This is a genomic window from Streptomyces sp. NPDC029151, assembly GCF_055564315.1.
The window spans coordinates 51639-77820 of the sequence record NZ_JBVHWQ010000013.1 but is presented as its reverse complement, the minus strand read 5'-3'; the positions used below and the strand labels follow the sequence as shown (position 1 = coordinate 77820).

26 protein-coding genes and 3 pseudogenes are annotated in these 26182 nt (G+C 69.8%); 20 read left to right on the top strand and 9 right to left on the bottom strand.

Annotated elements, in window-relative coordinates:
• Positions 1-533: 533 nt before the first annotated feature.
• Complete coding sequence (locus tag ACZ4VF_RS34585) at positions 534-983, bottom strand: Lrp/AsnC family transcriptional regulator (protein ID WP_467930978.1); 450 nt, start codon at positions 981-983, stop codon at positions 534-536.
• Between the two features lie 93 nt (positions 984-1076).
• Between ACZ4VF_RS34585 and ACZ4VF_RS34580 the strand changes: the two genes are divergently transcribed.
• From ACZ4VF_RS34580 to ACZ4VF_RS34570, 3 genes are all read left to right on the top strand, one after another.
• Positions 1077-1889, top strand: a complete 813-nt coding sequence (locus ACZ4VF_RS34580; protein ID WP_467930977.1) for an LLM class flavin-dependent oxidoreductase — start codon at positions 1077-1079, stop codon at positions 1887-1889.
• Positions 1886-2326, top strand: a complete 441-nt coding sequence (locus tag ACZ4VF_RS34575) for a nucleoside deaminase (protein ID WP_467930976.1) — start codon at positions 1886-1888, stop codon at positions 2324-2326. Before ACZ4VF_RS34580 ends, ACZ4VF_RS34575 begins: the two co-directional genes overlap by 4 nt.
• Positions 2327-2760: 434 nt before the next feature.
• Positions 2761-2931, top strand: a complete 171-nt coding sequence (locus ACZ4VF_RS34570; RefSeq protein WP_037661814.1) for a DUF5670 family protein — start codon at positions 2761-2763, stop codon at positions 2929-2931.
• A gap of 414 nt (positions 2932-3345) precedes the next feature.
• Here ACZ4VF_RS34570 and ACZ4VF_RS34565 read toward each other — a convergent pair whose 3' ends face one another.
• The gene (locus ACZ4VF_RS34565) at positions 3346-6048 is read right to left on the bottom strand and encodes a phosphatidylinositol-specific phospholipase C domain-containing protein (RefSeq protein WP_467930975.1); all 2703 of its coding nucleotides are present in this window, start codon (positions 6046-6048) and stop codon (positions 3346-3348) included.
• 245 nt (positions 6049-6293) lie between these two features.
• On the opposite strand from ACZ4VF_RS34565, the gene ACZ4VF_RS34560 reads away from it, so the two are divergent.
• From ACZ4VF_RS34560 to ACZ4VF_RS34545, 4 genes are all read left to right on the top strand, one after another.
• Complete coding sequence (locus tag ACZ4VF_RS34560) at positions 6294-7199, top strand: helix-turn-helix domain-containing protein (protein WP_467930973.1); 906 nt, start codon at positions 6294-6296, stop codon at positions 7197-7199.
• Positions 7200-8152: 953 nt separating this feature from the next.
• Positions 8153-8284 (top strand): hypothetical protein, encoded by a 132-nt coding sequence (locus tag ACZ4VF_RS34555; protein ID WP_467930972.1) that lies wholly within the window; start codon positions 8153-8155, stop codon positions 8282-8284.
• Between the two features lie 774 nt (positions 8285-9058).
• Positions 9059-9409, top strand: a complete 351-nt coding sequence (locus ACZ4VF_RS34550) for a hypothetical protein (protein ID WP_467930971.1) — start codon at positions 9059-9061, stop codon at positions 9407-9409.
• 288 nt (positions 9410-9697) lie between these two features.
• Complete coding sequence (locus ACZ4VF_RS34545; RefSeq protein ID WP_189979603.1) at positions 9698-10102, top strand: VOC family protein; 405 nt, start codon at positions 9698-9700, stop codon at positions 10100-10102.
• A gap of 169 nt (positions 10103-10271) precedes the next feature.
• Here the strand turns inward: ACZ4VF_RS34545 and ACZ4VF_RS34540 are convergent, their stop codons facing one another.
• Positions 10272-11231: a GlxA family transcriptional regulator gene (locus ACZ4VF_RS34540; protein WP_467930969.1), complete on the bottom strand. Its 960-nt coding sequence runs from the start codon at positions 11229-11231 to the stop codon at positions 10272-10274.
• Between the two features lie 370 nt (positions 11232-11601).
• Here ACZ4VF_RS34540 and ACZ4VF_RS34535 point away from each other — a divergent pair, with 370 nt between their 5' ends.
• The 3 genes from ACZ4VF_RS34535 to ACZ4VF_RS34525 all read left to right on the top strand — a co-directional run bounded on the left by ACZ4VF_RS34535 (position 11602) and on the right by ACZ4VF_RS34525 (position 14953).
• The gene (locus ACZ4VF_RS34535) at positions 11602-12432 is read left to right on the top strand and encodes a dienelactone hydrolase family protein (protein WP_467930968.1); all 831 of its coding nucleotides are present in this window, start codon (positions 11602-11604) and stop codon (positions 12430-12432) included.
• Between the two features lie 275 nt (positions 12433-12707).
• Positions 12708-13649 (top strand): LysR family transcriptional regulator, encoded by a 942-nt coding sequence (locus ACZ4VF_RS34530; protein WP_467930967.1) that lies wholly within the window; start codon positions 12708-12710, stop codon positions 13647-13649.
• 101 nt (positions 13650-13750) lie between these two features.
• Positions 13751-14953 (top strand): G1 family glutamic endopeptidase, encoded by a 1203-nt coding sequence (locus tag ACZ4VF_RS34525; protein ID WP_467930965.1) that lies wholly within the window; start codon positions 13751-13753, stop codon positions 14951-14953.
• A 220-nt stretch (positions 14954-15173) separates the two neighbouring features.
• Here the strand turns inward: ACZ4VF_RS34525 and ACZ4VF_RS34520 are convergent, their stop codons facing one another.
• On the bottom strand, positions 15174-15371 hold the full coding sequence (locus ACZ4VF_RS34520) for a hypothetical protein (protein ID WP_467930964.1): 198 nt from the start codon (positions 15369-15371) through the stop codon (positions 15174-15176).
• A 127-nt stretch (positions 15372-15498) separates the two neighbouring features.
• Positions 15499-16314, bottom strand: a complete 816-nt coding sequence (locus tag ACZ4VF_RS34515) for a hypothetical protein (RefSeq protein ID WP_467930963.1) — start codon at positions 16312-16314, stop codon at positions 15499-15501.
• 200 nt (positions 16315-16514) lie between these two features.
• Between ACZ4VF_RS34515 and ACZ4VF_RS34510 the strand changes: the two are divergent.
• Positions 16515-16726: pseudogene (locus ACZ4VF_RS34510) on the top strand (hypothetical protein); the annotation flags it as partial.
• A 4-nt stretch (positions 16727-16730) separates the two neighbouring features.
• On the opposite strand, the gene ACZ4VF_RS34505 reads toward ACZ4VF_RS34510, so the two are convergent.
• Complete coding sequence (locus ACZ4VF_RS34505; protein ID WP_467930962.1) at positions 16731-16907, bottom strand: Tn3 family transposase; 177 nt, start codon at positions 16905-16907, stop codon at positions 16731-16733.
• A 67-nt stretch (positions 16908-16974) separates the two neighbouring features.
• Between ACZ4VF_RS34505 and ACZ4VF_RS34500 the strand changes: the two genes are divergently transcribed.
• The gene (locus tag ACZ4VF_RS34500; RefSeq protein ID WP_467930960.1) at positions 16975-17211 is read left to right on the top strand and encodes a hypothetical protein; all 237 of its coding nucleotides are present in this window, start codon (positions 16975-16977) and stop codon (positions 17209-17211) included.
• Positions 17212-17962: 751 nt separating this feature from the next.
• Here ACZ4VF_RS34500 and ACZ4VF_RS34495 read toward each other — a convergent pair.
• On the bottom strand, positions 17963-18541 hold the full coding sequence (locus tag ACZ4VF_RS34495) for a hypothetical protein (RefSeq protein WP_467930959.1): 579 nt from the start codon (positions 18539-18541) through the stop codon (positions 17963-17965).
• A 50-nt stretch (positions 18542-18591) separates the two neighbouring features.
• Between ACZ4VF_RS34495 and ACZ4VF_RS34490 the strand changes: the two are divergent.
• From ACZ4VF_RS34490 to ACZ4VF_RS34480, 3 genes and pseudogenes are all read left to right on the top strand, one after another.
• Positions 18592-18777: pseudogene (locus ACZ4VF_RS34490) on the top strand (telomere-protecting terminal protein Tpg); the annotation flags it as partial.
• Between the two features lie 91 nt (positions 18778-18868).
• Positions 18869-19105, top strand: a complete 237-nt coding sequence (locus ACZ4VF_RS34485; protein ID WP_467931081.1) for a hypothetical protein — start codon at positions 18869-18871, stop codon at positions 19103-19105.
• 142 nt (positions 19106-19247) lie between these two features.
• Positions 19248-20588: a hypothetical protein gene (locus ACZ4VF_RS34480; protein ID WP_467930958.1), complete on the top strand. Its 1341-nt coding sequence runs from the start codon at positions 19248-19250 to the stop codon at positions 20586-20588.
• A gap of 986 nt (positions 20589-21574) precedes the next feature.
• On the opposite strand, the gene ACZ4VF_RS34475 is transcribed toward ACZ4VF_RS34480, so the two are convergent.
• Complete coding sequence (locus tag ACZ4VF_RS34475; RefSeq protein WP_467930956.1) at positions 21575-22063, bottom strand: RICIN domain-containing protein; 489 nt, start codon at positions 22061-22063, stop codon at positions 21575-21577.
• 63 nt (positions 22064-22126) lie between these two features.
• Positions 22127-22525, bottom strand: coding sequence for a hypothetical protein (locus tag ACZ4VF_RS34470; RefSeq protein WP_467930955.1), 399 nt, complete (start codon positions 22523-22525; stop codon positions 22127-22129).
• A gap of 44 nt (positions 22526-22569) precedes the next feature.
• On the opposite strand from ACZ4VF_RS34470, the gene ACZ4VF_RS34465 reads away from it, so the two are divergent.
• The 5 genes and pseudogenes from ACZ4VF_RS34465 (at position 22570) to ACZ4VF_RS34445 (ending at position 26169) form a co-directional block, all read left to right on the top strand.
• The gene (locus tag ACZ4VF_RS34465) at positions 22570-23010 is read left to right on the top strand and encodes a MarR family winged helix-turn-helix transcriptional regulator (RefSeq protein ID WP_467930954.1); all 441 of its coding nucleotides are present in this window, start codon (positions 22570-22572) and stop codon (positions 23008-23010) included.
• A gap of 267 nt (positions 23011-23277) precedes the next feature.
• Positions 23278-23805 (top strand): DUF6584 family protein, encoded by a 528-nt coding sequence (locus tag ACZ4VF_RS34460; RefSeq protein WP_467930953.1) that lies wholly within the window; start codon positions 23278-23280, stop codon positions 23803-23805.
• 374 nt (positions 23806-24179) lie between these two features.
• Positions 24180-24349 (top strand): annotated as a pseudogene (locus ACZ4VF_RS34455) (4-hydroxy-2-oxovalerate aldolase); the annotation flags it as partial.
• 241 nt (positions 24350-24590) lie between these two features.
• Entirely contained in the window at positions 24591-24692 is a 102-nt protein-coding gene (locus ACZ4VF_RS34450; RefSeq protein ID WP_356161937.1) for a putative leader peptide, read from the top strand.
• A gap of 79 nt (positions 24693-24771) precedes the next feature.
• Positions 24772-26169, top strand: a complete 1398-nt coding sequence (locus ACZ4VF_RS34445) for a sulfatase family protein (protein WP_467930951.1) — start codon at positions 24772-24774, stop codon at positions 26167-26169.
• Positions 26170-26182 lie beyond the last annotated feature (13 nt).

The window sequence follows — 26182 nt, the reverse complement described above, 5'->3', positions numbered from 1 at the left end:
GACCACCACGAAGACCTCGCGAGCAGCAGCACCAGGGCCCCTGGCGACCCCGGTAAGGCCAGTCGCCTACTTCAGCGACGAAGCGTCCACCGTGGCGAGGCCCCTGCCCGGTTCCGCGCGCCGTCTGCCGTCGCCCCTGGAGACCCTGACGTGGCAGGAGCCCCCCGCGCCGGAGGAGGGGGCCGACTAGTTGCGGTGACCGAACGGGCCGGACTGCTTCTGCGGCCTCGCAACCGTGTCGGGGCCGAAGTGCCGGACGAGAAGCGCGGAACGGCCCCCGACGCCTGACCGGCTGCGTTCGACAGTAAGGTCGACCGCAGGCGAGCCTCCCGGAGCGCCGGACGGCACCGGAACGCCGAGAACCGGTTGGTGCTCAAGGCGGCTGCTTCGGCTGATCCGCCCGCGCAGACGTCCGGCTCCTAGCGTCGCCGAGTCCTTGAGGTCGTCTCTCGTGGTGTGACCGCTCACTGACGCGGAGCGCATGACGGCAATGCCCCGGCGACCGCCGGTGCGGGCATGGAGCGGGTCGGTTGTCAGTTCGGTACTGCGGGGCCGCGGTAGGGGAGGGTCTGGCGGTAGACGACGCTGGTGGTGGTGCTGCCGAAGCCGGCGAGCTCGTCCATGAGGGTCTCCAGGTGCTCCATGGAGGTCGCGGCCACCTTCAGGGTGTAGCAGTCGTCGCCGGTGGTGCGCAGGCACTCCAGGATCTCGCGGCGTTCGGCGAGGAGGCGGCGCAGCGGCTCGTGGCGGTTGCCCGGGTACTTGAGGCGGACGACGGCGAGGACGGGGTAGCCGACCTTGGCCAGGTTGATGTCGGCTCGGTAGCCCGTGATGACGCCCGAGGCCTCCAGATTGCGGACGCGTTCGGTGGTGGCCGAGGGGCTGAGGTTCACGCGGCGGCCGAGCTCGCTGAGGGAGATGCGCGCTTCCCGCTGGAGCTGTTCGATGATTGCCCAGTCGACGTGGTCAAGGTTCGCGGCCATATGGCGAAAGTACCAGCAAAACCACGGAGAAACAGCGGATACGCAGGGAGGTTCCGCTTCCCTGCGCCATGATCGCCGGAATAGCCTCGGACCATGCAACTCGGCGTCAACGTACCGAATTTCGGCCCGGGGTCCGACCCCGGCATCCTGCGTGAATGGGCACGGCTCGCGGAGGGCCTCGGCTTCGGAACCCTCATGATGTCGGACCACGTGGCGGTCACCCCGGACGTGGCCGAGCGGTACCCGGAGCCGTTCCACGAGCCGTTCACCACCCTGTCGTGGCTGGCCGGCCTCACCTCCACGGTGCGGCTGGGCACGACCGTGCTCGTCCTGCCGTACCGGCATCCCCTGCTGGTGGCCCGCATGGCTGCCGGTCTCCACCGGATGAGCGGCGGTCGGTTCGTCCTCGGGGTGGGCGTCGGCTGGGCCCGGCAGGAATTCGACGCGCTGGGCGTGCCGTTCACCGCGCGTGGCCGGCTGACGGACGACTGTCTTGGCATCCTCCGGGAAGCCAGGGACGCGGGGCGCCAGGAGGGCGACGTTCCCGTCTGGGTCGGCGGCCACAGCGAGGCGGCTCTGCGGCGTGCCGTGAGGTTCGGTGACGCCTGGCATCCGCTGCGGCTCCCCCTTCCCCACATGCGCGCGGTTGTGCGACGGCACGCGCTGCCGGGGTTCGCGCCCCGCATCGCCCTGCGGGTCAGCAGCGCACCGGTCGACGCCTTGGACCGGCCTGCCGGCGTCGGCACCGTCGAGCAGATTCTCGACGATCTCGAACAGTTGCGCCTGCTGGGCGCGGACACCGTCGTACTCGACCCCTACCACGGAGACCCGGAAGAGACGCGCCGTCCCGAGACGGCATGGCGGGCCCTCACCCTCGTGGCCACCCACTGGAGCACTCGATCATGATCAAGCCGGCCGACGAGGCCCTTCTGCGGCGTGCCATCCGCATCGCCGCCCGCGCAGTCACCCTGGGCGACGCGCCGTACGGTTCCCTTCTTGCCGGACCGGACGGCACCGTGCTCGCGGAAGCCCACAACACGGTCCGGCGGGACCACGACATCACCGCCCACCCGGAACTGAAGCTCGCCCGCTGGGCGGCCCGCGAACTCGACCCGGACACGGCTGCCGGCACCACCCTGTACACGAGTTGCCAGCCGTGCGGCATGTGCGAAGGCGGTATCGCCCGTTCCGGCGTCGGCCGGGTCGTCTACGCGCTGTCGACCGAGCAACTCGTCGCGCTCAACCCGGCGTCGGGTGCCTGGCCGGCGGTGCCGTACGACGGCCCGGCCCTTCACGACGAGGCGCGCGACCCCGTGGCGGCCTATTACCGGCCCGCCCGATGACCACGACCGGCAGTCCGCAAGGCACGCGAAGGCGAAAGGCACGGCCCGCGGCCGTCGCTTAGCTCACCGTCAGCGCGTTCAGCGGCACCGGGTGTCGCGCCTCGTCCGGCAGAACCGGAGCACACGAGCCGGCGACGTGGCGGTCCACGCTGTCGCTGGTGCTTGCCGCAGCCGACGTGAATCCCGCCGTCTTCGATTTCTGCCGTCTCCTGCCCGACGTAGCCCCGACGTAGCCCCGGCCGACCTCCGGCCCACAGCTCCGTGACATGGCTCTGAGTGATACGCGCTGCGTGTCCGCGGTGCGTGAGGCGGGAGAAAGGGGGCACCGTCGATGACGTGCGGCGCGTATGCCCCGGATTCCTTGGGAATAACTCGCATTTTGTGTGCTTGTAGGGCTGAAGTAAGGGCATGCGGTGGCCAGGAGGTTGATAACGATGGTTCCCCTGCTTCTGGTTCTTCTGCTGGCTCTGATCCTCTTCGGTGCGGGCTTCGCACTGAAGGCACTGTGGTGGATCGCGGTGATCGTGCTCATCGTGTGGCTGCTCGGCTTCGTCGTCCGCTCCGCCGACAGCGGCGGCCGCAAGGGCCGTTGGTACCGCTGGTAGACAAAGGACGCCCGGCGACGCCCGGCGCGAGGAGCGCGCCACGCGCGAGCAAGAGTGGGCCCGGCCGACACGGCCGGGCCCACTGGCGTGAAACGGAGGCTTCCTCGCGGCGGTCAGGAGGGATCGGGCGTATCGGGCGCACCGCAGGGTACGTGAATCATGCACCGGCCCCGCGGACTCAGCAGTGGAACCCTGCTCCTCCTGTCTGCGGGGCCGGTGCGCACCCGCACGCGGTTCGGGACGGCTCGCTGGAACAAGGCTCATCGGGCGGAACGCTGCCGCTTCTCGGCCTGCGGTAGCGCGGGTCACAGCCCCGCCGATCGCCGCTGTGCTCTCCTCGATTCTCGTGGCCGAGCGCCCCGCCCGGAACGTTTCCCCGGACGGAGCGCTCGGCGCGGACGGCGCACCCGGTCGCTAGCCCGGGATCACCGTGTCGCTCATGCTCGGCTTCCCCTCACCCGACGCGTTCCAGGCGCAGACCAGGATCACGTACTCGTGACCCGCCGTGACCCCCGTGATCCTGGCGGAGCGGGCGGAAGCCGGGTAGCCGATGATCCGGGAGTAGTTCAACGGGGTGCTCTTGTCGTACACCCACACCGCGTACCGGACGATCGAGCCGCTGTGCGAGTCGGTCGGCGCCTGCCAGCGCACGTCGATCGAGCCCGCGCCGGCCGTCGCGGTGAGCCCCGGAGGCCGCCCCGCCGTCGTCGGCGCCGCCTTGCCCCGGACCGCCGAGGACCACGAGGAACGGTTGGCCGCGCCGTCACCGGCGACCGCGCGGGCCCGGACCTCGTAGGTGTGGCCGTCGTAGGGCTGGTCGGTGAACTGCCAGGACATGTCGTAGCGCGGGGCGTTCACGCCGGGCACCACGTCCTGCCAGTCCGCGTGCGAGTCGGTGGTGACGTCACGCCACTGAACGTCGTAGGTGTGCGCGCCGAAGACCTTGTTCCAGGTGGCGGTGACGCCCTGCCGGGTGCCGTCGAACTTCATGCCGGATGGCGTGGCGAGCGACCGGGCCGGTGCGCTGTCCGGTACGTCGGGCGCGGTGGAGCCGATGCCGAACTCCTTGTGCAGCACGGTGCCGAACGCCTGGGCGATGCGGTACTCGCCGAGGGCGTTGGGGTGCAGCCCGTCGTAGGTGGTGGCGCAGGTCGTCGCCTTCGGATCGCAGCCCATCGCCTTGTCCAGGTCGGTCAGCTCCACCGGCGAGGCGCTGGTGCTCCAGCCGGGGGCCGCCTTGGCGAGGGCCGCGTTGTAGTCGCTGATGCGCTGGGGGAGGCCGGGGTTCGCGTCGCCCAGGGTGGTCCGCTGGGGGACGTTGGCCAGGACGATCCGCACGTCCGGGTTGACCGCCCGCGCGTTGTCCACGAACTTCTTCATGGTGCCGACCAGATCGGCGCCCGCCCCGTACCAGCCGATGTCGTTGAAGCCCAGCTCGACCAGGAGCAGGTCGGGGGTACGGCCCTTGGCCTTCAGTTCCTGCATCACCGGCTTGATGGTCGGCACGGTCCGGGTCAGCGAACGCCCCCAGAGGGCGTAGTGAGCCGAGCCGCCGGCGGAGAACCCGGCGTTCACGTCCTCGGCGTACTCACCCTGGACGCGTGGGTCGCCCGGACCCGGCTCCGTGGCCTCGCCGCCGTCGCTCTCGCCCAGCGCCGGCGGCCGCGGCGGCTGCGCGTCGGCCTGCTGCACGGTGCCCCGGTACGGTCCGATGAAGGTGACCGGCCACTTCTTGCTCCTGGCCCAGTCCCACAGCCGGTAGCGCCAGGTGTGGTCGCCCTCGTACCCGTGGCTGATGGAATCGCCGACCACCATGACGTCGCGGATGTCGGTGTGCGTCACGGAGTTGCGGGCGACGATCTCGTCGATGAGCTTGCCGCCGGGGAAGTCCATCATCATGACGCCCATACGGTCCAGGTCGGACCGCCCGCCGAACCGGTCGTCGCGTCCGGCGTAGAACTCCGGGCACCGGTCCTTCTCGGCGCGCAGACACTGGATGAGGAAGTTGTTCACACCGGTCGCCGTCGGGGTGCCGCCCGCCACGGTGTAGGGGTGGACGCCGGCCCCGGAGCCGCTGGTGTAGTTCACATACAGCGCGTCCTGCTGGTACTCGTGCTCCTTCTCACCGGGGCGGCTGCCGTCCCACGTGCCATTGGTCCGGCGTAGGTGCGCGCGGACCTTCTCCCACTTGTCGTCGATGTCGCTGATGGTGGACAGCTCGAAGTCGTCCTGCACGTACTCCTCGTTGGAGCCGCCGGACGGGTAGGGCTGCTGCAGCCCGTAGCCGCCGAAGATGCCGCCGCCGGTGTTCCGGTAGCCGAGGAGCACGACCTTGCCGCGTACCTCGCCGAGCGTCGGGACGCGGCTCGACTGGCTCCTGCCGGTGACCGAGGGACCCCAGAACAGGTTCCGCCAGGCGGTCGACGGGGTGCTCTCGTCACCGTCCCCGGTGTACGAGTGGCCGTCCAGGTAGGAGTCGAAGATCTTCTTGCGCCACTCGTCGGTCCCGAACCCGTCGGCGTCCTTGCAGGAGAAGGTGGAGCCGGTGCACTCCGCCTTCAGGTTCATCAGGACGGTTTCCCCGGGGTGGTCGCTCAGGAAGTCGCGGGTGGCCTTCAGTACGTCGGTGAAGTTGGCGTACTGGTAGGTGGCGCCGTGGTGGACGGTGAACTTCAGCCCCTCGTCCCCCTTGTCGATACGGACCCGGATGTCCAGCGCCCGGATGCCGGCGTCGAACTGGGTGGTCAGGGTCTTCGCGCTGAAGCCGTGGTTCTCCTGCGTCTGGGTGATGCTGGTGACGATGCCCGAGCACTGGCCCGTGTCCGGGTCCGGTGTGTCCCCGCAGAGCGCGAGGCTGTCATGGGTGCCGGGCACCGAGAGCCAGGCGAGGTTGGTCCCGTCCGGGACGCGTGACATCCAGTCGACGTTGGCCGCGGAGGCTTCGGTGATGCTGCTGTAGTAGTCGTTCGCCCGGGCGGGGGTGGCGGAGAGGAAGACGCCGGAGACCGACAGCAGCAGGGCGAGGAGCGCGCCGAGCACGGTGCCTCTCGCCACCATCGCCGGCCGGCGCATCAGGAATCTTCGGGACGAGCGGGTCTGGCGTATGACGGTGATCATTTCCATCCTGGGGCGGATCGGTCGGTCGACTGCGGGGCCGCGCGTGCGCGCGCGAGTCGTCCGGCGAGATGTGTGATGATCCTCTTGTCGGGCTCGCCGGTTGGTGATCGCAGCCTGCCCTGGACGTCCGTCCCGGGCCAGCCCGGACGGCCGTTCCGGGACGCTGGGACGTTCCGTACCCCCTGACCAGGCGGGATGCGGCTGCATGGGACACAGGGGTGGGATGTGTGGGTGGGGTGGGGGCGGTGAGGGACGCCGATGCGGCGGCCGGGCTGGGAGAGATGATGCGCTCGCTGAAGGAGCGCGCGGGCCTCAGCTACGGCGCTCTCGCGGGCCGGCTGCACCTGAGTACCTCGACGTTGCACCGCTATTGCACCGGTGACTCGGTGCCGGCCGAGTTCGCCCCGGTCGAACGCTTCGGCCGGATCTGCCGGGCGGCCCCCGGGGAGCTGCTGGAGCTGCACCGGCGATGGGCGGTGGCGGACGAGGCTCGGCGCGGGAGGGGAGCGAGCCCGCCGGAGGGTGCGCAGTTGCCGGTGCCGGCGCCCGAGGCGGTGCCGGTGCCCGCGCCGGCGCCGGTCGTCCAGAGTCCGCCGACTGCCGCGGAACCGGCGCCGCGAGCCCGACAACTCGTCTCGCGGTACGTCCTGCTGGGGGCCGCCGTGGTCGCCCTCAGCACCTCCGGAGCACTGGCCATCGACCGGTTCCGCGCCGAGTCGGTACCGGACCTGACGGTCCCGGCCATCACGGTGCCCGACCCGTCGGCCGAGGAGGTCGGGGCGGCCGGAGGGAACGTCCCCCTCTCGGCGGCCGTCGTCCCGTCAGACGACGACTGCCCCCGGACGGACGGCACGCGAACCCGTCCCACGACGTTCCGCCTGAAGGTGCGAAGCACGGCAGAAGGCCCCGTGACCATGACCGCCATGGACGTCCGGGTGCTGTCCGCCGAAGCCTCACCCGCCGAAGTCACCTACGCGGACTGCCAAGGCACGGACGCACAGCACCCGTTCACCGTGGACCTGGACGCCCCCGAGCCCCGGGCCGTGAGCCCGAGGCGCGGCTTACCGTACGAGGCGTCCGCCGGGACCCCCTGGTCCTGGATGTCACCGCGCACACGTCGAAGAGCGAGGTGCGCTGGTACCTGGACCTGAGATGGACCCAGGGCCCCCGCTCGGGCACGCTGCGGATCGACGACGGCGGTCACCCGTTCCGCACCGGAGCGGTGAAGTAGAGCGGCCCCCTCCCAGGTCCGCATCGCCAGGTACGGCCACCCGCCTCAAGTTCCCACGTCGGTCATGTCCTTGAGGCTGCGGACACACCCCGAGCGGACGCGGGCGGCGGGAGCCACGTCCGCACCGTGGACGACGCTGCCTGTGCCCCGGCACGGCCGTCGCCCGCACCCTTCTGATCACCGGCGACGGCCACTCCAAGGACGAGCAGCTGGTGATCACCCACTCTTACGCCACCGGCGTCTTCCACCTTCCCGGCCCGGACGCAGTCAGCCACTACGAACCAGGCGAAGTCATCGCCCGCCGCGATGGTCTCGACCCCGCCCGCTGCCTACCGCACCCGCTCCGCCACGGACCTGCCCGGCGGGCTCGACGTACGGCTGGACAGCCGCGCCATCCAACGGAAGCTGACCACCCGCCCTTCGCGGTGCCCGCGAGTTCCTGTGAGATGTCGGTCCGAGGCTCCACCACTATGTGCTCCGACCTGCCTGGAACGATTGGGGCGAGGCGACATGGTCAGGGTGAGGCGCCGGTGCCCGTCGAAGACGCGCCTCGCCAACGTCAAGAACATCGCCGCTGAGACTGGCTTCTACACGATCACGGACGACAACTGCATGCCCTCGACGGCTATCGAGCACGAGTCAGCGGCTTGGAAAGACAGTGGCTTCCCGTTCTGCGCCGAATAGACGAGACGGGAATGCCGCCGGCCGTTGGTACCGACGGCCGCGAGCTGCACCCACGACCCAGCGGTCGCCGTGACGCTCAGCTCCGTCCGGGTGTGCATCGGGCTGCACCGTGTTCGGCACTGGCGGCTCGAGACTTGCCGCAAGCCGACTTGCCGCAGGCCGATTTTCCTCACTTCCGACGCACCCCTGGTGCTCTGGCGCCCGGAAACTGCGGAGGACGCTACCGAGGGTTCGGCCGGGAGGGTGCGGTGGGCCGGCATCCAGCAGCAGGACGACGTGCGCGGCAAGGACGTCGACGCCTTCCTCGACTCGCAGCTGTAGGTCGGCATCGAGGGGCCCTTCGCCGCCATCTACGGCTTCGTCTTGTACCCTCGCCCGCACGTCGACCCGGGCGACCGGGTGCAGCTGGCCGTGGCCGCCTGTCTGGGCCTCCCTGAGGCCATCCGCCGGAAGCCGGCAGCGGCACTTGGTGAACGCGTGGCGGAAGGCCGGCTTTTCGTGCACGGTCTCCACCCGGGCACTGAACGGGGGTTGGGGCAGACGGTCGTCGCGTCGTGACGCGTCGCAGGGTCGGCGGCCGCGCGCCGCGCCGGGGCCCCGTCAACGGCCCCGACCTTCTCGCGCTTTGCGCACGAGTGCGGACCGTGATGGTCGTCGCGTGGGCTGGGCGCTCAGCGTGTCACCAGGCACCATCGCCGGGGCCCCACCAGGTCACCACACACCAGCACGACGGCGCCGGCATCAGGGACAGCGGGGCCAACAGCCCGCTCCGCACGCGTGGGGTGATGCGGCGGAGGGCAGGCGCCCGCGTGAGCGGGGCACGCTGAGTGCGATCTCGAGCAGCGCGATGGGGGCCGCAGCGACGGCGATACGACGCAGGTCAGCGTCCCACCACGAGTGCGATCGTCCATACGGCCGACCCTTTTGGCCATGGATGAAAGGCCTGGCGACCGGATTTCCCTCAAGGCAGGCTTTTTACACCGACTCCGTCAGCCCGGGCAGGAGAAGCGCCTACCTGCGTCCCGGTATGCGGAGCGTCGGACTCCGCAGGGCTGGTCCGCCAGCGGCTACCACACACACCAAGGAGAGATCCATATGAAGCGGCTCGCTGCCAAGATCACCACCATGGCCATGACCGCCGGCCTCCTCATAGTCGGGGCCACCCACGCCAACGCCAGTCCATCGGTCGGCACCATCGCGGCCGGATCCACCAACGTCCATGGCGTGTGGTGCGTCCAGCGCATCCTTAATCGGAACTACCCGGGGGAGGCCAACATCTCGGAGACCGGCAACTACGGCAGCACCACCCAGCGATGGGTGAAGCAGTTCCGCGTCGACAACGGCTACAGCGCGGGCACCACGGTCACCAGGGCGGTGGGCGACAGTCTCCTCGCCTCCATCGGCGGCGACGACTACTGCTGGGACTACCTGCCCACCACGCGCTGAGGCTCACCTGAGCTGACTTAAAGGGCCGGAACAGTTGCTACTGCTCCGGCCCTCGCTGCTGTCCGGCATCATTCCCCTTCGCGAACGGCACCCCTCCTTGATCGCTTCGGCCCTCAACCCTTCGCCGGCCCGACAGCGGACGAGGTGACCGAGGTCTTGACGCGGCTTTCATACGGCCTGGCCGGCGTTCGACGCGCAGACACTCTGACCCCGATCCGTCCGCCGGGGGAATCAACCAGTCGATCGCCGGGTTGACGAGTCGGTACTCAAGATCTTCAAGGAGCCGACATGTCCGACGAACCTGCCGTCCGCGAACTCCGCTTGGTGGTCACGGCTGCCGACTACGACGCGGCGCTGCACTTCTACCGCGACGTCCTGGGCTTGACCGAGCGCGGCGCATTCGCCTCGCCCGACGGACGGGTCACCATCCTCGACGCCGGTCGGGCCACCCTGGAGCTGACTGATCCCAATCATGCCGCCTTCATCGACGAAGTGGAGGTCGGGCGGCGAGTAGCCGGCCACATCAGGGTCGCCTTCCAGGTCGACGACTCGGTCACCGCCACGTCGAAGCTGGCCGCTGCCGGAGCCCAGGTGGTCGCCGAACCGACGCGCACCCCATGGAACTCCCTGAACTCCCGCCTCGAGGCGCCGGGTGCGCTCCAGTTGACCCTGTTCACCGAGTTGGACGATTGAGGGTTCCCGTCCGTGTGCGTCACAGTCACCCGTTGATGACCACGACTAAGTTCCCTGACATCGCCGTTGACTCCGGCGACAACCTGCAGTCGTCGACCGGCGCGGAGCACCCCCAGACCTGTCACGCGACCAGCGCGACCAGCGCGACCAGCTGGACGTGCCCGACTCGTCAGGCGCGGGCGTGATCATGTGCCACCACGGCGCCGCCTTCCGGGACGGGTGACCCAGACCTGCGGCGGAAGGCGGTCCGGTAGGCGCTGGGGCGGTGGCCGGTGTGGCGGACGAACAGAGCAGCGAACGTGCCGGGGTCCCGGTAGCCCACGGTCGCGGCGATCGCGGCGACGGTACGGTCGGTGGCCTCCAGAAGATGGCAGGCGCGACGGACCCGGGAGGCCTGCAGGTGGGCCAGCGGGCTGCGTCCGGTCTCGTCGGCGAAGCGGCGCAGCAGCGTGCGGGTGCTGACCTGGAAGGCGGCCGCGAGGGCGGCGAGGTCGTAGGGCTCGGCGAGGTTCTGGTCCAGCCGGCGCATGACCCGTTGGGAGAACTCCCGGCCCGGCTGGGGGAGCAGCCGTGGGTCGACGTACGGGGTCTGTGCGTTCCGTGCGTCGTCGAGGAGCGTCAACCGCGCGGTGGCACGGGCCACCCGGGCGCCGTTGTTCCGGCGGATCAGGTCCAGCGCGAAGTCGTACATGGCACTGAAGGCGGCCGTGGTCGTCACACCCGTGTCGGTGACGACGAGGTGCTCGGGCCGCACGTCGGCGCCCGGGCAGCGCCGGGCGAGTTCGCCGGCGTGCAGCCAGGACGTGGTCGCCCGGCGCCCGTCGAGAAGCCCGGCCTCGGCAAGCAGGAACGCACCGACGCACAGGGAGACGACGGCGGTGCCGGCGCCCGCCTGCGCGCGGATCGCGGCGATCTCCGGGGCGAGCGGCGCGAGCCGCGCGTCCAGGTCCGTGTCCGGGCGCACTTCGAAGCCAGGGACGACGAGGACGTCGACCTCCGGCACGGGACGCACCTCCAGGCTCGCGCCCCCCGAGGCGGTGACCCGGCGGCGTGGCGAGACGACCGACACCCGGTAGCCGGGCGCATCCGGCCCGGCGACATGCCCGGCCATAGTCAGCAGGTCGGGCACACCGAACACTTCGGAGGCGAAGCAGCCCGGATACGCCAGAACCCCGACCCTCAGCGCATGCCGCCCGGCGTCCGGCTCCGTGCCGTCCCGCTGCGCAGTCCGTCCGGCGCCCGGCCCGGTGCTGTTACGCACGGCGTCCCGCCCGGCACCCGGTCTCCTGCCGTCCCGTGGCGCACTTCGCCCGGTGACTGGTCCCGCGCCGCCCTCCGCCTGCCGCGCGGACTCCGCCTCCGCCATGGCCCGCCCCCCGTCTGCTCCGGCCCGGGCACCGACCGCGTGCCGCGCGCCACCCTTGCGTATGGCGAGATTACCCCTGGCCTTGGCGATCCCGCCCCTCACCCGGCAGCCGGACCTGGACCAGTCTGGTCCCATGAACCACGACGATCCGATCACCGACTTCACCCGCCGCAGCATGGCCGTGGAGGGGGTGACGAAGACGGTGTACGTGGCCGGGACCGGCCCCGCGGTCGTGGTGCTGCCCGAGATGCCCGGTATCAGCCCCGACGTTCTGCGGCTCGCCCGCTGGGTGCTCGACGCGGGCTTCACCGTCCATGTGCCCTCCCTGTTCGGGACGGACGGCGCCTTTCCCACGGTCGAGGGCGGCCGAGAGGTCGTCCGCAGGGCCTGTGTCAGCGCCGAGTTCCGCGCCTTCGCCGGGGGCGGCACCAGCCCGGTGACGGTCTGGCTGCGCGGTCTGGCGCGCCAGGCCCACACCGCGTGCGGCGGGCCGGGGGTGGGCGCGATCGGCCTGTGCTTCACCGGTAACTTCGCCCTCACCATGGCCCTGGAGCCGGCCGTGATCGCCCCGGTGGTCAACCACCCGTCGCTGCCGCTCGACGACCCCGCCGGGCTCGAACTCGACGCGGCGGACGCGCGCGCGGTGCGCGACCGGCTCCACCGCGACGGACTCACCGTTCTCGCCTACCGCTTCGAGGGCGACCGCTGGTGCACGGGGCAGCGCTTCGCCGCCTACCGTGCGCTACTGGGCGACGCCTTCGACGGGCGCGTTCTGCCGGACACGGCCGCCAACCCGGCCCCGCCACCCTTCTTCGCCGACCTGGTCGGCACCCCGCACAGCGTCGTCACCGCCCATCTCGTCGACGAGGCCGGCCACCCCACGGTCCGGGCGCGCGACGAGATTCTCTCCTTCCTCACCGAACGCCTGCAGCCGCATGCGCCCCGGCCGCTGCCCGCCCCCTGACCGAGCACGACTCGCCGCAGAACCCCTGAGTGTCGTTGCCGTAGTACTTGTACGCAATACGTACGCGCTTCGTACGCTATATGTCCGCTTCTGCGGGCTAGGCGCACGATCGACGCACTACCGCTCGACGGCGGTAATGCTCGATTCACCTCATGACGTCAGCCGAGCCCGCCTGGACGTGAGGCCCGACTTGTGGCCGTTGCCCCGGGAGGCCGGATCGCCGCGGCAGCCCGGCGGGAATGCTGTGTGCCGTGGCGGTAAATGGGGGGGCGGACATGGAACTGCGTCATTTCAGATATTTCATGGCTGTCGCGGAGCAGAACAGTTTCACCAGGGCCGCCGCCCGGCTGCATGTTTCCCAGCCGGCGCTCAGCCGGCAGATCCGGGATCTGGAGCGCGAACTCGGGGTGACGCTGCTGTTCCGTGGTCCCGGCGGCGTGGTGCCCACCCCGGCGGGGGAGGTCTTCTACGAACGCGTACGCAAGGTGCTCAGCGAGGTGGACGAGGCGGCGGCTGCCGCCCGGCGCGCGATGCACGATCGCGGCACGTTACGCGTCGGGATTTCGCTTCCTCTGCCCATGGAGGTGCACGTCCCGGTGCTGAGTGCCTTCACCGAGGCATATCCGCAGGTGCGCCTCGCTTGGCGGGAAATCGGATTCGCCGAGTGCGACCAGCCGCTGATCAAGGGGGAGATCGATGTGGCCCTGATGCGGCTGCCCGTCGACCCCGGGCTGCTGGTGTGGGAGGCGCTCATCGAGGAACCGCACGGTCTCGCGGTTCCGGTGGGCCACCCGCTGTGGGACGCCGATCAGGTCCGGCTCACACACGTGATCGACGAGGCGCTGCCACAGGTCGACCCCGGGGTGTCCGAACACATGCGACGGTATTGGCAGTTGTATCCGCAACGCAACGACCTCCCGCCGCGGTTCGTCGGTGAACCGGCGGCAACGCCCCAGGAGATCCTGCTGTCGGTGAAGCTCAACCGCGTGGTCTGCCCAGGCCCGTACAGCTGCCGGAACATCCCCCTTCCCGCAGGCGTCCGGATCGTGGAGCTGTGCGATCTGCCGCAGTCGGTGACCGTGGTGGCCCGCCGCAAGGACGACCGGCGGGAGTTGCCCCTGCGGTTCTCCGCGCTGGCGGCCCTCACCGCCCGGCAGACCGTGCGGCCGTCGCAGTCTCCCGGCGGGTCGGTCGACCCGCGCCACCTGAAGCGATAACCGCCGCTTACCGGCCATAGCAATGCGGACTTGGACATCCGCCGAGCCGTTCCCGGACGCTGGTGTCCGGCCTGTTCGCACACTGATCGGGGAAATCGAGTATGCGACTTCCACGCTGTCTGATCCTGACCCTCCTCACTGCCGTCGTCGGGGCCCTGCTCACCGTCACAGGCCCAGCCGCCTCAGCCCGTCCGACGGGGCTGATCCACGATCCGGGATTCGAGGAACAGACCAGTCGCACCATCTCCGGCGCCTGGTCCGGAGAGGGACCGGACTACAAGGGCATCGACATCGACCTCGGATACCAGAAGACCGGACGCAAGAACGCCTTCATCCGGACCTCCAGCCGCAACTGGAACGCCGTCAAACAACAAGTGACGGTCAAACCCCAGACGGTGTACTACCTGGAGGGCTGGGTGAGGACGTCGGGCAACTACAGCACCGGGTACTTCGGAGCGCGCGGAACCGACGGACGCACCATCGTCCAGAAGAACTACGGCAAGGTCGTCACCAACGGCGCCTACCAGTACCTCTCCATGGCCTTCAACTCCGGTACCCACACCTCCGTCACGCTCTACGTGGGTTATGTCGCCCCCGGCGCGGACTCCTGGGTCCAGATCGACGACCTCGACCTCGCCGACTCGCCGTACATCAACTGGGCCGGCTACGTGGTGCCCAGCAGCCCCGTCAACCCGGCACCGCGAGCCGTCACCGCGGCGTGGACCGAGCCGGCGTTCACCTGCCAGGACGTCCCCGACGCCCATCTCGGTGTCTGGGTGGGCCTCGACGGGCTGGACACCAGCTTCACGGAGAGCCTGGTCCAGGTCGGATCCCTCGCCGCCTGCCGGACCGGCGACCTCTACCCCCAGCACAGCGCCTTCTGGGAAGTCGTCAACGCGGGCACCGACTCGTACGCGCAGCCGATCCCGATGGCCGTACAGGCCGGGGACCACATCACGGCCTCCGTCGTCCGAAGCTCCGTCGATCCGGCCAACTACATCCTCACGATCGACAACGTCTCCCAGGGGCAACGCCAGACCCTGACCAAGAGGGCCCCCGCGGCACGCTCGGAGAGCGCCGAGATCGTCGTGGAGCGCCCCCACGTCAACACGGGCTCGTCCTGGCCGAGGACCGTCAACGTCCCCTTCTCGTACGTCACCGTAGACGGCGCACCGCTTTCCGCCTACCAGGCGGTCACCGTCCGCGCCCGGCAGGACGACACGGGCATCGTCTACGGCCCCTCCGCCGCCACCACCGACAGCGGCGGGTACAGCAACTTCACCGTCACCTCGCACGCAGGGTAGACCGCCGGAAGCGGCACCGACATCGGCGACCGGCACACGCGGCCGGTCGCCGTGGTGGGCGGAAAGTCCTGAGCACACCTCCCTCAGCTTGTACTTCGACCGCGGATGGCCCGCCCGCGGCGGTCGTGGCGTGGGCGGACGCTGCGAGGCCGGTCAGTGATGCGGCGACGATGGTGGGGACGACGGCGGCGAGCAGCACAATCCGGCCGGTGCGCCGCGTTCACGCACAGGCCCCCGGCCGTCCGCGCAGCCGGGGCAGGTCATCACCGGCTGCCGGAAGCCGAAGCTGGCCATCCCATCCGTCGCTCTGGGCAGTGTCGCGCACCACCTGCGACGCCTCAGAGACGGAGCGCGCGTCTTCGTCGTCGCCCGTCTCCACCGCCAGGCAGACGGCGAGGCAGGCATCGGTGTCGCACACGACGGCCACTCCCACAGGCTCTTGCCCATGAGCAGCGGGCGGAGCGGGTCGACGTCGGACTCGGGGCGCGTGGCGGCGTACAGCGCAACCGGCTGTGAGGGGGCTTGCGTGGCCGTGAGGCCGTGCCTCAGACCACGGTCCCACCGTTGCGCCGCGCCGGGCAGTCTCGCAGCAATTTCCGGATCTGTTCGGAGCGGTCGACTCCGGGTCCGAGCTCGTGCATACGGTGCTGCAGCAGCGCCCTGGTCGCGTCGTCCAGTTGCTCGCAGTGGCCCCTGAACACCTCGCGCAGTGCCTTCAGTGCCCAGTACTCGTTGAACGGCTTGTCCTCGGCCACCGCTGCCTCGGCGAGCGCGGGTCCCCACGCCGGATCCGGGTTGGCGTACAGGTAAGCGGCGGCGGCCAGTCGCAACCCGCGGTCACCGCTGCGGGGATGCCGATCGACGTCGAAGTCTCGGACGTCTCGGAACAGCCGGACCATCTCGTCCACCAGGTCGCTCATCGCCTGCGTCCGAGCACGTCCGCTGGACATGGTCCACCGGATCTCGTTGTACCGCGCGGCCAGCCGAGCGACGGGGTCACCCGGCGGCTCGTCGGGCCTACCGGTGGGCTGCGCCCTGCTGAGTGCCTCTCTCACCCCGTCGGCCAGATCCTCGGCGGTCTCCTGGTGTCTCGCGTCGCTCTGCCTCGTCTCTCGGATGGCGTCCTGCGCTGTGCTTCGGGCTTCTTCAACCTGTCTCTTCAGAGTGATCCCGAACCCGGACACCTCGGAGAAGAAGACACCCAGGAGCATTAGGATCACGAGACCGGCGACGACCATGGGCGGATCCGTCATCTGGGGATGACGGCACACGCTGACGACGGTGCCGTTCGATGCCAGCTGCTGGTCGCACACCTTGGCCGTGAAGAACAGGACGACGGCCGTACCTGCGGCGAGGACCACCAACGAAGCCGCGATGGACGGACCGCTTTCCAGCTCGCTCGTCGACGGACCGTCGAGCCGTCATCAACTCCACTCGAGGTCATCCCTCACCCTTCGACGCCTGCTGGCACAGGCCGCCATGCTGGCTGCCCCAACTTCCGTCTGGCAAGCAGCGATTACGGCCCGACACACCAGCTGGCAGAGGCTGGCCGACTACCAGCAAGCCTGAACACGCGGAGACCTCCGACCGGCTCATGACGGCCGCCGCCCAGGTCCTGTTCCTGGGACACCAGACCGCTGACCGCGCCGCGTACGAGGACGCCAACCGCACGCTCCTCCGCCGCGCTGGTCGGCTCGCTGCCGCTGGGACGGCGAGCCGCCGTCCGGCAGGGGCGGCGGCACCGCCGACACCGCCATCGAAGCACGCGAGGCCGAACTCACACGACGGCCTCCAGCGGCGCGTACCCGGCGGCCGGCGCCTCGCCCTGGGGCAGGTCGGCCCGCCATAGCCACTGGTCCGAGAGGTCGCGGAAGCGCGAGGCGAAGCGGAAGCCGAGCATCTCGTACAGACCGAAGGCCCCATCGAAGTACGAGGCTTGGTCGGTCGCGCCCATCTCCGGGCGCACTCGGATACGTGCAGCCGGCGGTCCGTGTCGACTTCGCGCCGTCACCGGCGCGGCTGTGGCCAGGCCCACCGTGGAGTACCTCGACCCGGGGGCCGGCCGGAGCTTGTCGTCGGCCACGGCCCTGGCCCCCCTCGGGCCCAACACGGCGACCGAGGGCTACCTGGAACTTTCTCTGACGTCCCGCCCCCGCTACTTGGAGTACGACGCCAAGGTACAGATGCGAATCAAGAACGACCAGGGGCAGACGATCTTTTGCATCTCCGGCTCGATCCCGGCTGCCCCGACTCCCTGACCGCCGTCGGTCGAAGACCCGTCGTGTCGTAGCCGACGCGGCGTGATCCTCCACAGCAACCCGTGTGCATCGAAGTTGTCCGCGATGGCGCCTTCGATGGGCAGTCACCACTGGTGCAGGCAAGTCGCCCGGCACGCCACCTACCAAGCGCTCGCCCCACCTCGCCTCCGCGACATCACCGCTCTGCGCCGCCGTCTGCTGCCTCTGTCCGTACGGCTGTGGTGGCACCCCTACTGGGAGATCGTCCCCTCGGCGCCGGCGGCACGTAGTGAGCCGGGTCCCCTCGCGCGCCCATGGAGGTCGTCCGGGTCGCGTGGCCGGCCTCCCCGGTCGACCACGAGCACGCAGGTCACGTCACCACGCAGTTCTACCGTGGTCGGCCCGCTGACATCCCCGTTACGGCTGCTCTGCCCCTGTCGCTTGGCTGGAGTGATGGGGGAGGGGACGGGTGGGATGGGCGGCGCGGCCGCGCCCAGGGATCGGCGCGCGCTCAGCGGGTTGCGCGTCTGCTGGGGCCACCGCGCCGAACCGTCGTCTGGCTCGGCGCCCAGACCGGGCGCCATGCCACGGGTCCGCGCCGTGCTCGGGGCCGGAGCGGGGGCCTCGTCGGTCGGCCGTGTGCAGCGCTGCCCTGGCCGAGTTCCAGGGAGCGACGCAACGCGGCGATGTCCCGGTAGGTCGCGGGCTCGGGCACGCGGCGGACACGACCCCCGGCCCGTGTACGGCCTGTCCGGCCGGCCGCCGTCGTGGCTCAGGAGTAGGTCATAGGGCAGCCGTACCGCAGGGAGTACTGCGCGGCGCGCAGGTAGAGCGCCACGTAGAAGGCCGCGTCCCGGTCCTCGGCCCACCGTCCCGGCCGCACCCGGGCGGTCCGCTCCGCCTCGCCCTCCAGGAACCACAGGCTCAGGGCGAGGTTCTCGCCCGCCGGTATCGCGTCCACGGGCAGTTCGACGGCGCCGGCCAGCCGCTCGGCCAGGGCCAGCACCCGCGGGGCTCCGGCGACCGCAGTCTGCTCCCCGGAGTAGGCGGTGCCGACGGGGAGCACGATCTCCTCCTCCAGCGCGAACGGCACCAGCACGTTCCAGTCGAGGAGAGCCGACAACTCCGCGTCGGTCAGCCGCGTCCTGCACAGCGCCACGAAGCCGTCCATGGACGGGCTGACCTTCTCCTCGAACCAGCCCGGCGCCTCCCGTGCGGCCTGCCGCAGCTCGTAAGGGGGCAGCCCGCGCCGCTCCAGCTCGGTGTTCAGCGCGACGGCGACGTCGCCGTACCCGTCCTCCCCGGGCCGCGACCAGTCCTGTGCGGCGATACTCACCAGATAGACACCCATGATCTCAACGTACCGGCCGCCACCGACAACGTCCGACCCCTCGTGGCGCCGTGCAGCGGGCGTTCACTCGTCCCATCCCGAAGTCTGCCGGCGCGCGGATGTGCTACCTGGTCAGGCATCACAAGACCACTTGGGTGGCAGCGGAGCTACTGGGTATCTCACCGCGCACCGTTGAGGGCTATGTGAAGGACCAGATCCGCCGGCCCTGTCCCGACTATCAAGCACTGATGCACCGCCTGTACCCGGCCACGCTTCCTGGTGCGGCGGGAGTCGGCCACCGTCTTGCACGTCCGGTTCCCCCGACAACTAGAAGATGTCGTTGTAGTCATGCCGGCCATCCCCGAACGCCTTCAAATCATCGGCCTGATCAGAGAGACTGCACCAGGGCACATGACCGTGCAGGCGGGCGGCGACCTTGCCGCGGTGGACGAGGCCGTGCCACCGGAGTGGACTCTCGACGCGCTGGCCGCTGAGGCGACACGGCTGGGCATCCGGAATGGTCGCAGTCAGGTCCGCCGGATCCTGCCGACCGAGGGGGTGCGCTGGCGCCGTACCCGACCCTGAATCCTTCGAAAGAACCGGAGTTCGAGGGAAAGGACAAGGATCGTGCGGTGATGACGAAACTTGGTGGAGGCTTGGACCGGTGCTTAGGGTCATCACACGGCTGTTCGGTTGGGGTAGCCGGTATCGAGAGCTGGGGGCGGGTATGGCAGGGATCAGTCGCCGAGGGTTGCTGCGCGGCGGAGTGGTGGCCGGTGCCGCGGCTGTCATGGGGGGTCAGGCATCGGCGGCGCCGGCCTCCGCGGGCATCAACCCGTCCGTTTCGGGTGAGGCGGCCCACGTCACTGCTCTGCGCAAGGCGCTGGACAAAGCGGCGGCGGGCGTTGCCGGGCCGGACGGCGTCGACAGCAAGGGCCGGATCATCGTGAAGGCCGGCTACGAGGGCGTCCCCACCTACACGCTGCTCGACACCCTGGTCATCGGTGGCAACACGGTTCTGGATGCGACCGGTGCCCGGTTCGTCGCCAAGTTCCGTACCACCATCAAGGACTACACGCCTGACCGCAAGAACCAGCACTCGCCCAGTCCTGTGTACGAAACTGATGAACAGGGCAAGTTCGCCGCGCCGGCTGTCAGTGGTGCCAAGGCCGCCACCATGCTGATCAACCACGTTCCCAGCTCCGCCACGACGGGCTACTCGGCGCCTGGCAACATCATGGTCAAGGGCGGAGAGTGGGATCCCATCTCCGCATGGGTGTGGGAGGACTCCGGCGCGACTCGGGCCCGTGCCGACAAGGCCCCGCCGATGAATGTGCTGACGTTCGTCCATACTCAAGACGTCGAAGTCGAAGGTGTGACGGTCTGGAACGTCAAGTGGTGGCACGCGGTTGAGCTCAACGCAGTGCGTCGGGGCGTGGTCCGGGATTGCCTTTTCAAAGGCTGGGTCGAGGACCCGACACAGGGTCTGTGGCACGGCGAGGCGGTCCAGCTCGACTTGCCCCTTTCCGGTAACACCTGGGCCGGTGCCAGCGACGGCACACCGACCGTGGACGTGCAGGTATTGCGCAACTACGCGGGTGCGTCCGATTCCCAGCCCGCCTGGGCGAAGCTGGTCGGCTCCCACACCGGCGGCAAGAAGGTCGGTCAGGTACACGCCCGCGTCCTGATCGAGGGCAATGTCGTGGACAACGCCAAGTGGGACGCCGTCGGCGCGATGAACACCACGAGCATCACCGTCCGCGGCAACACGATCAACGAGAGTTGTGGTGGCATCTACGTCAGCTCTCTCACGGCGAAGACGCTCGGTGAGTCGCCGGTCCCGGTGGGTCCGAACCCGATCTCGGGAGTCGACATCGTGGACAACCAGGTGACGGTGGCGGCAGGCAGCTCCGGGGCTCAGCGCGACGCGGTCCGTGTGGCCGCGGACACCGACGGATTCGTGTCGCCGGTGAGCGATGTCGCGGTCACGGGCAACACGGTCAGCGGCGGCGGATTCTCCTACAGTTTGCATGTGTCGTTCCGGCCAGGCACCACGCCGCAGCGCTGACGGCCCTGGCGCAACACCGAGCACCCCGGTGACCCCGCCGGCACCTGCGTCGCCGAGCGAACCGGCCGCTGGTCCGCCCGGTGACCAGCGGCCTGTCCACCTTGGCAGGCTGCCGGCGTCCCGCTCCGGTCCCGGACCGGCGGGGGCCCTGGATCTTCGACGGCGCCGAGGGCGGCGGCGGTCCCTGTTTCTTCACGTCGGACGCACCTGCCACCTCGCCCACACCAGCCGCAACCCGGTCCCACCCAGCCGAGACAGGCACCGGTCCGGTCGCGTCTGCGGGGGCCTCGGCCACGATCGAGCCGGTTCGGCCCTCGTCGGGCCGCAGAGTGCCGTAGGCGCACTCAACGGTGCCACCTGGCGAGGTGCACGGTGCTGGGACCTTGACCGTCCGGAGTGGCCGGGCTTCAGATCGTGGGTCAGAGTGACCTGATCGACCGGCTCTTCGCCGTTGGTCGGCGACGACGTCCGGGTAGTTGTGTCCCCGTCGTCGGAAAGATCCGGGCCCGCAGGTGAGGCTGACAGTCGCCCCGGCGTACGCCGATGACACGTTCAGCGCGAGGGTCATTGCCACGCCCCGCCGATGCTCACGGGCCGTGTGCCCGCCGCCGACCGACCAAAGCCAGAAGTCTCTTACATGGGCCGGATCGTCCGACGGCGGGGCGGCGCTGGCGCCGACCTTCCGCGAGGGCTCCGCCCGGGCGGCCCGCAGATGCCTGAGCCCGAGCATGGTCGGGGCCTTGGGAGTCAGCGGCGGACGGTCTCCGTGGCCGAGTGGACCCCGGTGCAACCCTGCCAGTCCACTCAGCTTCCGACTGCAACCTGCATCCGGCAAGCTGGTGTTGCAAGGTCCTGGTGAGCGGCTGCCGGGCGGCTCTGCGGCCGGAATTGGCTGGAGTTGGTATCAGTGCACACGTCAGATGCGTCGTGGGCGGTTTGGGCAAGGCGGTGTGCGTCGCTCCAGTCACGCCCTGCCCGAATGCAGCTCAGTAGTTGAGAGAGATCCACTGCTGGAAGTTGCCCGCGTTGTAATCGTGGGTGTACACCTTTTGGTCGGCGTTGCTGTCCAGGACCTTGTTGGTCGCCTGGTTGGTGAAGATATAGCCGTGGTCCAGTTTCCGAGAGACCCAGGTTTGGTTGTTCCGCCTCGTGCAAGAGTGGGTGTAGACCGCGTTCCACACGTTGCTCTCCAGGCACAGCCCTGTTGCGTAGTTCTGCAGCTCGAAGAACCTGTAGTCTTCAACTGAGCCCGTGAGGGAGACCTTCCACCTCTGGAAGTTGTTCACCCCGCTGCTACAGGGCCGTGTGTAGACGTCTCCAGCGGCGTTGCTGTCCAGGCAGTAGCCGGTGGCCACGTTCTTCCAGCCACGCAGGACGTATGAAGAAGCCGCCGTGGCATCCCCTGCTATGGCCACCTGCTGTGTCACGGCGGCAAGCGTCACCAGGAGGACGGTCAGCCATCTCTTGTTGCGCACGTTTTCTCCTTTTCGCTGTGTGGACCCTCCGAATGACGTGGTGGCGTCATGACTGACTTCCGCTCAGGATGGTCGGATCCGTGCGAGAGGCCGGGCGCGGACCCGGAGCAGTCGGGCCGCTGTCAGCAGGGCTGCGGCGAACAGCAGGGGGCCGATGGTCTGGGGGGCCTGCTGATGGACAGCGCCGATCACCGCGTCGACGATCTGGACCGCGCCGTTCAGCGCGAGCAGCAGGCCGAGGGAACGCCAGGCGCGTACCGCCAGCAGCCAGACCAGTCCACCGAGCAAGACGATGCTGCGGGCCGCCATGTAGGCGGCGTACGTCCTGGCCGCGGCCTCGTCGCCTCCAGCCACCAGGCCGCCGGGGGCAACCAGGCTGGACACGGTGAAGTAGCCGGACGAGACCACAGTGAGGAGCGCGACGAGCCCGCCGAACCGGCGGACATTTACTGAGGGAGCCATATCATTCGGTGACCGAATCATTTGGCCAGGCTAACATCGGCGATGTGGCAGCGGAAGAGTCTTTGACCGACACGGTCGGTTTCTTGCTGGGCAAGCTGGGCCAACAGGTGAACGTGCGGTTCGCGGGTCTGCTGGCCCCTCTCGGGCTGCGCCCCCGGCACTGCGCCGTCCTGGAACTCCTGTCCGACGGACCCCTGGCGCAGCTGGAACTGGCCAAGGCCGTCGGCGTGACCGCCAGCGTGGTCGTGGACATGCTCGACGAGCTCGAGCAACTCGATGCCGTACGACGGGTGCGCGATACCGTGGACCGTCGGCGTCAGCTCATCGAACTGACGCCGACCGGCCGCGAGCTGCGACATCAGACGCTCTCACTGGCGCGACAGAACGACGAGGAACTGCTGGCGGCGATCAGTCCCGCCGAAGCAGAGGCCCTGCGCCACACCCTTGGCCGGATCGCCGCCGCGACGGGCCTCGTCGCGAAGTGACGCACCAGGCAATCGGTTAAGCGACGGCATCACCGCCAGATCCGCGGGCCGGGCCGCCCACTCACCGTCCGCCGCCGGGCAAACCACCCCTAGCGACACCGCCGCGCCGGCCCGGGGTCCACCACCCCGAGCGCCAAGTGGCTGGCGGGACGCCCGCCGGCACCTGCCGCCAAAGCGCTTCCAGAGCCTGCTCACGGGGCAGTGAGCGAGCGCTGAGCGGCCAAAACCAGGTCGACCCGGAGCCGTCCGTTGACCGATCATGCATGCATGCCCCTGAGAGAGACCCTTGCCCGGGTCGACGCCGACCTGGCCGCCGGCCGGATGCCCCTCGCGCGCCAGCGACTGCGCGGCCTCATCTCGGCCTTCCCCGACGACCTGACGCTGCGCCGTCGTCTGGCCGGGGTGTACCGGCTCTACGGCGACGCAGCCGAGGCGGGACGCTGGATGTACCTCGAGGAGGACCGCGACCCCGGCGAGACGGCTGCCTTTGAGACGCGGTACGCATCTCCCGGGTGGAGGATGAAGGCCCTCGCCTGGCGCGGATCCGAAGAGAAGGCCGCCACCGCCTTCGCGACGGATCAGCTGGTCGCGGTGCGGACCGCCTGCGCCGAGGAGTTGGGGCACCCCGTCGCCTGGGACGACCCCGCCTCCTACCGGCACGACCTGGAAGACGCGTGCGAGGCGCCCTCTCCGCCGTGGACGGTCGGCGGTGTGCTGGCGGGCGCCGGCTGCCTGGTCGTGGCCCTCGGATTCCTCGCGATCTGGGTGAACGGACTCGTTGCCCTCTTCGACTGACCCAGGTGGGCCGCTTCTACGACCACGCCGGCTCGGTCGCTCGCCGCACGGCACCCCTCGCACCGCCCTGCCGGTAAAGCAGACGCCCACGGCGGGACGTCCCTGAGAGCGGCCCACCTCCCACCAAGTAACGGGGCGGTCGAGACGCCCAACACCCGGCCTCGGCAAGGTTGAGGAAGCCCGGCCCAAGGGCTGCCTGCGCGTCCCTGGCGGCCCTCCGCATGCCCACCGACGAACCCGGTCGCAGACCTGCGGGGCGCTAACGCAACTTGGCGCCAACGCTGCCGTTGGGTCGTACCTTTCAGGACTAGGTGGACGCTGAGCGACCAGGGAGCGGCGGTGTCGGACAGTCGGTCAGAGCGTCGCAGTCCCCGATGACCGTGAACCAGCCCCCTGCCCTGTACGTGCAGGACGTGACCCCCGGGACGGCATGCATGCCGTACGCCACCGCTACACCGTCGACCAGGCCCGCACCATCGCCGCCGCGCTGGACCACGCAGGGGTCGCCGCGATCGAGACCGCCCACGGCGGCGGCCTGTCCGGCTGCGTTCGTGGCCGAGGTGACTCCTTCACCGGAGGAGTCCGCCGAAGACAGGCCCTGGCTGTAGCGCAGGCGCTGAACCCGTTCACCTGCGTGGCCCCTCGGAATACATCCGGTGGGGCCACGTCGTATGTCACGGCAGACTCGGCGCATCAGGGCGACGCCCCGGTGTGAACGGCGTATGAAACCCTTCCCCCGCGCCCGCCCTCTGCGTTGACGCCCAGTGCGCGCCCTGCCAGGGTGCATGATCATGAGGCTCTCCGCTGTCCGCACAGGGATGTGCGTCGTGCTCGTGGCGCGGCGCCATGTCGACCTGTGCCATCAGGCCAGCGCGATCTGTAGCTGAAGCCCGGCTCTTCCTTCTCCTCTTCTTCCCTCCCTCGCCGTGCCCGTCCTGGGGCACGGCCATCTCCGAGGACCCCCATATGTCTGCAATATCCCGTCGTGCCTTCACCGGCCTGATCGGCGGCGGCGCCGCGACGGCGGTCGCGGGCACGGTCGCGACCGCCGAAGCAGCCACCCCCGCCGAGCGCCCCTTCCGCGCCCGTGCACACGCCGGCCGGGGCCGGCGGCCAAACATCCTCTTCGTCTTCGCCGACGACCTCGGCTGGGCCGACCTGTCCGTCTACGGCGCCCCGCACATCAAGACCCCGAACCTGGACCGGCTCGCCGCACAGGGCGTGCGGTTCACCGATGCCTACTCCGGGTCGGCGACCTGCTCCCCGACCCGGTTCAGCCTGTACACCGGCCGCTTCCCGGGCCGCACCAAGGGCGGACTCGCCGAGCCCATCGCCAACCGCAGCCAGGGACTGGACCCCAGTCATCCGACTCTCGCCTCGCTGCTGAAGAAGGCGGGGTACTCCACCGCGCTGATCGGCAAGTGGCACTGCGGCTGGCTGCCCGACTACAGCCCGACCAAGTCCGGCTGGGACGAGTTCTTCGGCAACTTCGGCGGGGCCCTCGAGTACTTCTCCAAGCTGGGCCAGCTCGGCGACTACGACCTGTACGAGGGCGACGCCGAGTACAAGGACCTGCGTTACTACACGACCGTACTGACCGAGCGGGCCGTGGAGTACGTCGGCCGGAGGCACGAGCAGCCGTGGCTGCTGAACCTCAACTTCACCACCCCGCACTGGCCGTGGCTCACCGAGGACGACGAGGAGACCGGCGCGGAGATCGCCGCGAAGGTCCGCGACGGCAACGTGCTCGGCGCGCTGCTGCACAACGACGGCGGGTCGGTGACGAAGTACACGGAGATGGTGGAGAGCCTGGACCGGGCCGTCGGCCAGGTGCTGGCCGCGCTGCGCCGCTCCGGGCAGGAGGAGAACACGATCGTGGTGTTCTCCTCCGACAACGGCGGTGAGCGCTTCTCCTACCAGTGGCCGCTCAGCGGTGAGAAGGCATCGCTGCTGGAGGGCGGTATCCGGGTGCCGACGATCCTGCGCTGGCCGGACCGGGTCGACGGCCGGCAGGTCAGCCATGTCCCGATGTACACGCCGGACTGGACCGCGACCCTGCTGGAGGTGGCCGGCGCCCGCCCCGACCCGGCGTACCCGCTGGACGGCCACAACCTGGCCGGCTATCTGCTGCGCGGCGAACAGGTGCCGGAACGCGACCTGTTCTGGCGGGTGCGCGGCAACCGGGCGCTCAGACGGGGCGACCTCAAGTACTACCGGGACGCCAACGGCAGGGACCACCTCTTCGACCTCGCGGCCGACGCCCGCGAACAGGCCGACCTGGCCCCGGACCGCCCGCAGCTGCTGGCCGAGCTGAGGGCGGCCTGGGAGACGGTGAACGCAACCCTGCTGCCGTATCCCGGCTAGGCGTTGTCCCGTA